Origin of the sequence: Arthrobacter sp. H41 (assembly GCF_000520535.1) — a bacterium.
Classification (GTDB): Bacteria; Actinomycetota; Actinomycetes; order Actinomycetales; family Micrococcaceae; genus Arthrobacter_D.
Window position 1 is genome coordinate 36,145 of the sequence record NZ_KI914789.1, and the last position, 8,650, is coordinate 44,794.

Genomic DNA, 8,650 nt, shown 5'->3' on the forward strand with positions numbered 1-8,650 from the left:
GCAGCCGCGGGCGCACCATGAGGGCGCGGGCCATCTCGAGCAGCTTGCGCTGACCACCGGACAGCGACGCCGCGTAGTCGTCCTTCTTCTCGTCGAGCTTGAACTTGGCGAGCAGCACGTCAGCCTGCTCGGTGATCTCGCGTTCGCGCTTTCCCCAGATGTTCTTGAACAGTGCCTTCGCCAGGCTCTCGCCGGGCTGGCCCGCTGCGCCGAGGCGCATGTTCTCCATCACGGTGAGCTTGCCCATGACCTTGGTGAGCTGGAAGGTACGCACCATGCCCATCCGGGCCACCTTGTAGGAGGGGACCTTGGCGAGCGGCTTGCCGTCGTACTCCCAGTCGCCACTGTTCGGCACGTCGAAGCCGGTGAGCAGGTTGAAGAGCGTCGTCTTGCCAGCACCGTTGGGGCCGATCAGGGCGGTGATCCTGTGGCGTGGAATCTCGAGGTATTCGACGTCGACGGCGTTGATTCCGCCGAAGCTGCGGGTCACGTTCTTCGCGACGACGATAGGGTCGGTCTTCCGGCATCCTGGTGCAGCTTCGCCGGTGGCGATGGGGCTGTCGTCATTCATGAAATCGTGCGCGGAACCGGAACCGGTGCTCGCCGTGCCTGCAGCGGTGGCGCCATGAGCGCCGTGGGCGCCGTCGTCGTCGGCCCGGTGCGCCGGTCCCTTCGGTGCACCGGCGGAATCGTTGGGATTCTCGGTCATGCGAACGCCAGCTCCTTCTTGTTGCCCAGGACACCCTGGGGTCGAAACACCATGAGCAGCATCAGGGCCACGCCCACGAGGATGTAACGCAGCTGGCCTGCCTGCACGTTCGAGAGGAAGGTGATGGCACCGACCTCGATGGCCCCGTAGAGAAGCCCCTGGGTCAGGGAGAGGACAACCCAGAAGATCATGGCCCCGATGACGGGTCCGAGCACTGTCGCCATACCGCCGAGCAGGAGGCAGGTGTACAGGAAGAACGTCAGTTCCGTCGCGTAGTTGGCAGGCTGCACGGCACCGCGGGGCAGGGTGAAGATGATTCCCGCGAGCGAGCCGAGGATGCCGCCGATCACGAGGGCCTGCATCTTGTAGGCGTAGACGTTCTTGCCGAGCGAGCGGACCGCGTTCTCGTCCTCGCGGATGCCTTTCAGTACGCGGCCCCAGGGGCTGCGCATAAGAAGCCACACGACCAGGCAGGCGATGACGACGACGCTCCAGCCGACGATGCGGATCCAGAGGTCGCGCCCGCTCATGGCCAGCGGGCCGACGTTGTAGCTGTCGTTCAGGAAGGGGTTGAGCGCGTAGAACCCGCCCTCGAATGCGGCAAGGCCGTTCGCTGAACCGGTGACCTCGGTGAGGCCGTTGGTGGTGACGATGTAGCGCACGATCTCCGCTGCCGCGATGGTCACGATCGCCAGGTAGTCCGCCCTCAGCCTGAGCGTGGGAATACCGAGCACGATGGCGAAGATGACCGAGGCGAGAAGTGCCACCAGAACGGCGACCGGGAGTGGAGCGTTGAACGTCAGGGTCGAGATGGCGTAACCGTACGCCCCGACCGCCATGAAGCCCGCCTGGCCGAAGTTCAGCAGGCCGGAATAGCCGAAGTGCACAGCGAGCCCGAGGGCCGCGAGTGCGTAGGCTGCCGTCGTCGGGCTGATCATCTCGCCGAACGCGTTGAGAAGTATGTTTCCGAAATCCATGGGAGCCCCTAACCTATGCGCTCTCGGCGGCCGAGGATACCCTGCGGCCGGAACAGGAGCACGAGAATCATAATGAGAAGCGCGCCGACATACTTGAGGTCGGCTTCGAGCCAGAGGGTCGAGATTTCGACGAACAGGCCCACGATGATGGAGCCGATCAGGGCGCCGAAGACGGTTCCCAACCCTCCGAGGACCACTCCGGCGAAAATCAGCAGGAGGATCTGCTGGCCCATGTTGTAGGAGACGCCGGGTCGGTAGTAGGCCCAGAGGATGCCGCCGAGTGCGGCGAGCATGCCGCCGATCACCCAGACGATGCGGATCACGCGGTCGACGTCGATTCCCGAGGCCGCGGCGAGTGCTGGGTTGTCGGCGACGGCGCGGGTGGCTTTGCCGACGCGGGTGCGCAGGAGCAGGAAGGCGACGAGCAGGATCACCACGAGGCTGACGATCAGCGACGTCAGGTTGTTGCGGGAGATGGAGACTGAGCCGATGTCGATGATGGCGCTCTGTGACCCGGGCAGCTGTTGCGTCGCGCCGCCGAAGTTGAACTGGATGATGTAGCGCAGTGCCAGCGCCAGGCCGATGCTGACGATCATCATGGGCACCAGCCCGGTGCCGCGCTTCCTCAGCGGCTTCCACAGGCCGGCATCCTGCACGTAGCCGAGCAGCCCACCGCCGAGGACGGCGAGGATGATGGCGACCGGAGCGGGCAGCCCGATGGCGGCGAATCCGAAGGTCAGGACGGCGCCCAGGGTCACCATCTCGCCGTGGGCGAAGTTGGTGAGGCCGGTGGTGCCGAAGATGAGCGAGAGGCCCACTGCGCTCAACGCCAGGAGCAGGCCGAAGCTGAAGCCGGCAAGGGCCCGCTCGGCCAGCGTGGTCCAGATGCTCGTGGTCGTGGTCACGATGCCTTCGCCGAACAGGAACAGCGTGCTGGCGGTGGAGGTCCCCGCGAAGGTCACATCGCGCGGGTTTTCCTGCCCCTCGGCCAGGGCTATGCCCTCGGGAAGGGTGTCCTCGTCGATTGCCACCTCGTAGGTGCCCTGCTCGGGTACCCCGATGGTCCAGGACCCGTTGGCGCCGGAGGTCGCCTCGCCCTCGAAGCCGTTTCCGGTAGCGGTGACCGTCACGTCGGCGATGGGACCGTCAACTCCACGAAGGACGCCGCTGATGCGGTTCTCGAACTCCTGGGACTGGATGCTTGTCGAGACTGCTGCCGGCGACGTTGCCGGAATGGGCGGCTGGAACGCCTGCGCCGAAGGAGCGCTGAGGAGCACAGTGGCAAGGAAACCGAGCACAAGGAGCAGCATCCTCCCGATCCGTGCAGGCGTCGGTTGGGTAATCAAGATTGGAACCTCCACGGTGGGGGCTGGCCCGGCGGTAGACCACCGGGCATAGGAGCATGTGACCATTGTCACTGTGCGGTCGCTTCATGTTACTCGGACGGGGTTTCGTCAATTGCCAAAAACGCCCTCGTAAGGTCGCGATTGAATAACGACTGAGTTGGTCAGTGCCCTGAGGGATTGACTTACGCGGCAGGGTGGTCAGGGAACAAATCTCGGTGTGCTGCGTTGATATTGGTAGGGTTTGAACTAACGCTCGGCCCCCTATTGGAGGACTACACAAAATGGCACTCGGCGGTAATCCGGTATTCAACGGAAAGAACTTCCGTTCCGCTGCACGCGGCAACAACGCGGCAGCCTATGGTTCAACAATGCAAGCTGGCCAGACTGTGGCCAGCCAGCAGCAGTTGGAACACATGTACAACCAGCCATCGGCTGGGCCCGCACAGATGGGTCGCATGACGTTCGACGACGTCATCGTCAAGACCGTGCTGTGCATCGGCGTGGTGCTGCTCGGTGCTTCGGTGCCGGCCTTCTTCCTGCCGGGGCTCGCTGTCCCGCTGATGATCCTGGGCATGGTCGGCGGCCTGGTCCTCGGCCTCGTCAACGCATTCAAGCGCGAGCCGGTTCCGGCCCTGATCCTCGCGTACGCAGCACTCCAGGGGCTCTTCATCGGCGGCCTCACCATGTTCCTCGAGGCACAGTTCCCCGGTATCGCGCTCCAGGCCGTACTCGGCACACTCACTGTCTTCGGCGTAACCCTCGCGCTCTTCAAGAGCGGCAAGGTGCGCGCCACGCCGAAAGCCATGAAGTTCTTCATGATCGCCATGATCAGCTACCTCGCATTCTCGCTGATCAACCTCGGCCTGATGCTCTTCGGTGTCTCCGATGATCCCTGGGGTATTCGAGGGGCGGACATTCCCGGGACCAACATTCCTTTCGGTGTTGTCATCGGCATCTTCGCCATCGGCCTCGCTGCCTTCTCGCTGATCATCGACTTCACGTCGATCAGCGAGGGTGTTCGGAACGGCGCTCCCCAGAAGTACTCCTGGACCGCGGCGTTCGGCCTGACGGTCACACTGATCTGGCTCTACGTGGAAATCCTTCGCCTCCTCGCCATCCTGCGCGGCGACGAATAATCCCAGTCCTTCGGGGCGGATTGAACTCCGGCGGCCGTTGCGGCATCCTGAATTTCGGATGCTGCAGCGGCCGCTTTCTCGTTCACTGGATGCTTCCGGCGAGCGCCTTCAAAAGCGACAAACGTCTTTGATAACGACAGATGCACCGTATGAATCCGGTGCATCTGTCGTTATCTGCTGCGGACCCGGGCAACGGCCCGGTGGCGAGGACATTCGGGTGATCCTGCCCGGCTTTCGGGGGCGAAACACCGTGTCGCGGCGGAACACGCCGGTTATTCCGGGTTCTGGCGCCACAAGCCGGACAGTTCGATACGCCCTGCGGCGCCCAGGTTCAGGCCACTCGTCCCGCTCCAGAAGCAGGCAGCACCGGAAAGATCATCGGTGCGGTGAAGCCGGCGTCGGCAAAAGCGCGCGTGACGGCGTCGGCCACCGCTGCGGAATCCCCGGACCGCACCAGCGCGATCGCGGCCCCGCCGAACCCGCCCCCGGTCATTCGGGCGCCGAGCGCACCGGCGGAGACCGCGGTGTCGACGGCTGTGTCCAGTTCGGCGCACGAGATCTCGAAATCGTCGCGCATGGAGGCATGGCTCGTGTTGAGGAGCTGGCCCAGGGCGACCGGCCCCTTGCCGGAAAGGACGTCGACGGCATCCTGCACCCGCGCGTTCTCGGTCACGATGTGGCGTACCCGCCGGAACGTCTCCTCATCGAGAAGGCCTGCGGCTTCCGCGAGGTCACGCACCGAGAGATCCCGGAGCGCCGGGACCCCCAGAAGTTCCGCCCCCAGCTCGCAGGAACGTCTCCGCGCGGCATAACCGCCCGTGGAATGGGAGTGGCTGACGCGGGTGTCCATCACGAGAAGCTCGAGCCCTACGCCTTTCAGGTCGAGCGGGACGAGGCGGGACTCCCGGGAACGGCAGTCCAGGAACACCGCGTGCCCCTCCTCGCCCAACAGGGATGCGGACTGGTCCATGATCCCGGTCGGCGCGCCGACCATCTCGTTCTCGGCGACCTGCCCGATGGTCACCAGCTCGGTGCGGGACAGACTCGCTGCGGAAAGGTCATTGGCTGCCACGGCGACGGCGCACTCGAGTGCTGCAGAGGAGGAAAGACCTGCGCCGACGGGCACCGAGGAGTCGATCAGGAGATCCAGGCCGGGTGAGAAGTACCCCGCCCGCTCCATCGCCCACAGGACGCCCAGCGGGTAGGCGGCCCACCCCTCGACGCTCCCCGGGACGAGGGCGTCGAGGTCGGCCAGTACGACGTCGTCCGGGGCGAAGGTCGAGCAGACCCGCACGGTGCGGTCGGAGCGGGGGCGCGCAGCCACCAGGGTGGAGTGGTTGATGGCGAAGGGGAGGACGAAGCCGTCGTTGTAGTCGGTGTGCTCGCCGATCAGGTTGACGCGGCCTGGCGCGGACCAGATGCCTGCCGGCTTGTCGCCGAAACGCTCGGTGAAGGCGACGGCGAGTTCGGATGGTCGAAGGTTCATGAAAGGTCCTGACGGGAGGTTACCGGTACGGCGTTGCGCAGTCTGTCCGCAACCAGTTCGGGCGTGGTGTCGTTGATGAATGCGCCCATGGCGGCCTCGGAGCCGGCAAGGAACTTGAGCTTGTCCTCTGCCCGCCGCGGCGAGGTGAGCTGCAGGTGCAGGTAGCTCGCGGGGCGCAACCGGGCGTCGAGGGGCGCCTGCTGCCAGGCGGCGATGTAGGGGGTGGGTGTCGAATAGAGGGCATCGACGCGTCCCAGGAGATCGAGGTACACCGTGGTGAGTTCATCCCGTTCCGCCGGGGTGAGCGCGGCGATGTCCGGAACCTGCCGGTGCGGTACGAGGTGCACCTCGAGCGGCCAGCGCGCCGCGAAGGGTACGAAGGCGCTGAAGTGCTTTCCCTCGATCACCATGCGCTCGCCCGAACGGCGCTCGGCGTCCAGAGCCGAGCCCAGCAGGGTCCTGGTGCCGCGCGCGGCATCGTGGAAAGCTACCGCCTGTTCGGCCATCACCGCTGCCCTCCGAGGGATGAAGGGGTAGGCGTAGATCTGCCCGTGCGGGTGGAGGAGGGTGACGCCGATGTCCTGGCCCCGATTCTCGAAGCAGAACACCTGCCGGATACCGTCCATGGCCGAGAGCGCCTCGGTGCGGTGGGCCCAGGCGTCGATGACGGTGCGCGCGCGCTCGGGTGACAGGGAACCGAAGGAGCCCTCGTGAGAGGAATCGAACGCCACCACCTCGCACCTGCCGAACGCCGTCGTCGTGGTTCCCCACGCGGCGTCCTCCGGCAGCGCGCCGAGATCCGGCCCGAAGGAGGAGAAGCGATTCTCGAACACCACCACCTCGTAGTCGGCGGCAGGAATTTCGGAGCGGTTCGCCTCCGTGGTGGGGCAGAGCGGGCACTGGTCCGCAGGGGGGAGGTGCGTGCGGGTCTGACGGTGAGCGGCGACCGCGATCCATTCGCCGGTCAGCGCGTCGTAGCGCGCCGTACCCGCGCCGCCCCGGGGTGGAAGCCCCCGCCGGTCAGCAGCGGCGGTGGCGTCACGGTGCAGCGCGGCCGAGGCCTCCGATGCGTCGAAGTAGATCAGTTCCCTTCCGTCGGAGAGCGTGGTGGAGGTGACCAGGGTATCGATCTGGGCATCGGTGCGGGTCGCGGGTTGCGCTGGGTACGGCACGCCGGGTGGCTGGGTCACGGAGTATCTTTCTCGCTGGACTGATTGCTGGACTGATTGCTGGACTGATTGCTGGACTGATTGCTGGACTGGCCGATGGGATGCGGGCCGGGCTGGGCGGGTGCCGTCGTGACGGCGGTCCGCGCCGCATAGCGCGGGTCGGGGGGACTGTCCGTGATGATGCCCGCCACGGCGTCGAGCCCCACGATGCGCGCCAGGCTGACGACGCCGAACTTGGTGGAGTCGGCCAGGATGAGCAATTGGCCGCACTGTTCCGCGAAGGATTGGTTCGTGGCGGCTTCGGCAAGGTTCGGTGTGCTGATGCCTGCGCTCACGTCGACACCGTGTGCGCCCATGAAGCACAGGTCCGCGTGGAGTGCCCGAATGGCCGCCGTCGCGAGCGGTCCCACCAGGGCTTCCGACGGCGAGCGCTCGCCACCCGTCAGCAGCACGTGCTGTCGGGGTGCCGGTCCCGCGGCATCCGACGGCGGCCGCAGGCGGTGCAGTTCCTCGGCGAAGGGAAGCGAGTTGGTGATCACCGTGAGGTCCGCGACCCGCACAAGGTGCCGCGCGAGTTCGAACGTGGTGGTGCCCCCCGTGACGGCGATGGTCATTCCCGGCAGCACCAGCGCGGCGGCTGCTGCGGCTACGGCGCGTTTCCCGACGCCCTGCCGCCCGCTGTTGACGGAGAATCCTGCTTCGGCGGCGCTGAGGCGCCGCGTCGCTCCGCCATGAACCCGCTGCAGCGAGCCCGCTGCGACGAGCACATCGATATCGCGCCGCACTGTCATCTCCGACACACCCAACCGGAGGCTGAGGTCGCTGACGCGTACGGCCGGCCGAGTCTCCAGTTCACCGAGAATCGCGGCGTGGCGTTCAGCTGCCAACACGTCCGCCACCTCCTCCCGTTTCCGCACTATTTCGCACAAAAACCAACAATAACGCACTACACGGTTCCTGAACACCCCGTACCGGGACAGGTAGCATCGGCTCTATGAATGCCGTTTCCGTTCCCGCATCGGGAACCAACTACACGCTCACCGCAGGCGCGGCCACCGCCGTCGTCGCCTCGCTCGCCGGCGCGCTGCGCTCCTACCGGGTGGACGGGATCCATCTCACCGAGACCTGGGGGGATTCGGCGATTCCCGCAGGCGGAGCGGGGATTCTCCTGGCCCCCTGGGCCAACCGCGTGGACGGCGGCGTCTGGCGGCTGCACGGTGCGGAACAGCGCCTCGACATCACCGAGCTCGGCAAGGTCAACGCGATCCACGGGCTGCTGCGCAACACCGGCTACCAGGCCGTCGCAGTCTCCGGAACCTCGGTGCGGCTGCAGGCCGAGATCTTCCCGCAGCACGGCTACCCGTTCCACCTCCTGCACACCGCGGAGTATTCCCTGAGCGAGCAGGGACTCAGCGTGACGCAGTCGCTCGAGAACCTCGGCGAGGCGGCAGCGCCCTTCGCGCTGGGTGCCCATCCCTACCTGAAGATCTCCGACGTACCCACCGAGGATCTGACGCTGACGCTGCAGGCCGACTTCCGTTTCGAGACGAACGAGCGCTCGATTCCCACGGGGAAGGTCCCGGTTTCCGGACAGTTCGACCTCCGCGGAGGGCAGCGGATCGGCGACATCGAGTTCGACGCGGCCTTCTGCGGCCTGGCACTGGACGGCGGGAGGCACGAGCACGTGCTCTCGGCTCCCGACGGGCGGTCGGTGGTCCTGTGGGGTGATGCATCGTTCTCCTTCGCGCACGTGTACGTGAGCACCATCTACCCCGGCGTCGCCAAAGCGGTCGCCATCGAGCCGATGACGGCGCCGGCCGACGCCTT

8 protein-coding genes are annotated in these 8,650 nt (G+C 66.2%); 2 read left to right on the forward strand and 6 right to left on the reverse strand.

Going from position 1 to position 8,650, the window contains the following annotated elements:
• The 3 genes from Y705_RS18405 to Y705_RS0108110 all read right to left on the reverse strand — a co-directional run.
• The coding region (locus Y705_RS18405) for an ABC transporter ATP-binding protein (RefSeq protein ID WP_155849982.1) at positions 1 to 571 on the reverse strand (571 nt) is incomplete at its 3' end.
• A gap of 134 nt (positions 572 to 705) precedes the next feature.
• Positions 706 to 1,686 carry a branched-chain amino acid ABC transporter permease gene (locus tag Y705_RS0108105; protein ID WP_026532493.1) on the reverse strand — a complete coding sequence of 327 codons (981 nt, stop codon included), beginning with the start codon at positions 1,684 to 1,686 and terminating at the stop codon, positions 706 to 708.
• A gap of 8 nt (positions 1,687 to 1,694) precedes the next feature.
• Positions 1,695 to 2,996: a branched-chain amino acid ABC transporter permease gene (locus tag Y705_RS0108110; protein ID WP_173401062.1), complete on the reverse strand. Its 1,302-nt coding sequence runs from the start codon at positions 2,994 to 2,996 to the stop codon at positions 1,695 to 1,697.
• A 317-nt stretch (positions 2,997 to 3,313) separates the two neighbouring features.
• Here Y705_RS0108110 and Y705_RS0108115 point away from each other — a divergent pair, with 317 nt between their 5' ends.
• On the forward strand, positions 3,314 to 4,168 hold the full coding sequence (locus tag Y705_RS0108115; RefSeq protein ID WP_026532495.1) for a Bax inhibitor-1/YccA family protein: 855 nt from the start codon (positions 3,314 to 3,316) through the stop codon (positions 4,166 to 4,168).
• A gap of 331 nt (positions 4,169 to 4,499) precedes the next feature.
• Here Y705_RS0108115 and galK read toward each other — a convergent pair whose 3' ends face one another.
• The 3 genes from galK to Y705_RS18410 are packed head-to-tail and all read right to left on the reverse strand — an operon-like array spanning position 4,500 to position 7,713.
• Positions 4,500 to 5,654 carry a galactokinase gene (galK, locus tag Y705_RS0108120; RefSeq protein ID WP_026532496.1) on the reverse strand — a complete coding sequence of 385 codons (1,155 nt, stop codon included), beginning with the start codon at positions 5,652 to 5,654 and terminating at the stop codon, positions 4,500 to 4,502.
• Positions 5,651 to 6,826 carry a galactose-1-phosphate uridylyltransferase gene (gene galT, locus Y705_RS0108125; RefSeq protein WP_444826173.1) on the reverse strand — a complete coding sequence of 392 codons (1,176 nt, stop codon included), beginning with the start codon at positions 6,824 to 6,826 and terminating at the stop codon, positions 5,651 to 5,653. Before galT ends, galK begins: the two co-directional genes overlap by 4 nt.
• Positions 6,827 to 6,840: 14 nt before the next feature.
• On the reverse strand, positions 6,841 to 7,713 hold the full coding sequence (locus tag Y705_RS18410) for a DeoR/GlpR family DNA-binding transcription regulator (RefSeq protein WP_081737915.1): 873 nt from the start codon (positions 7,711 to 7,713) through the stop codon (positions 6,841 to 6,843).
• A 104-nt stretch (positions 7,714 to 7,817) separates the two neighbouring features.
• Here Y705_RS18410 and Y705_RS18415 point away from each other — a divergent pair.
• Positions 7,818 to 8,650, forward strand: an 833-nt coding sequence (locus Y705_RS18415) for an aldose epimerase family protein (protein ID WP_049822466.1), incomplete at its 3' end; no start/stop codon positions are given.

Coding starts and splice junctions, on each gene's coding strand:
- Y705_RS0108115 (WP_026532495.1), top strand. CDS start 3,314: ATGGCACTCGGCGGTAATCCGGTATTCAACGGAAAGAACTTCCGTTCC.
- galK (WP_026532496.1), bottom strand. CDS start 5,654: ATGAACCTTCGACCATCCGAACTCGCCGTCGCCTTCACCGAGCGTTTC.
- Y705_RS0108110 (WP_173401062.1), bottom strand. CDS start 2,996: ATGCTGCTCCTTGTGCTCGGTTTCCTTGCCACTGTGCTCCTCAGCGCT.
- Y705_RS0108105 (WP_026532493.1), bottom strand. CDS start 1,686: ATGGATTTCGGAAACATACTTCTCAACGCGTTCGGCGAGATGATCAGC.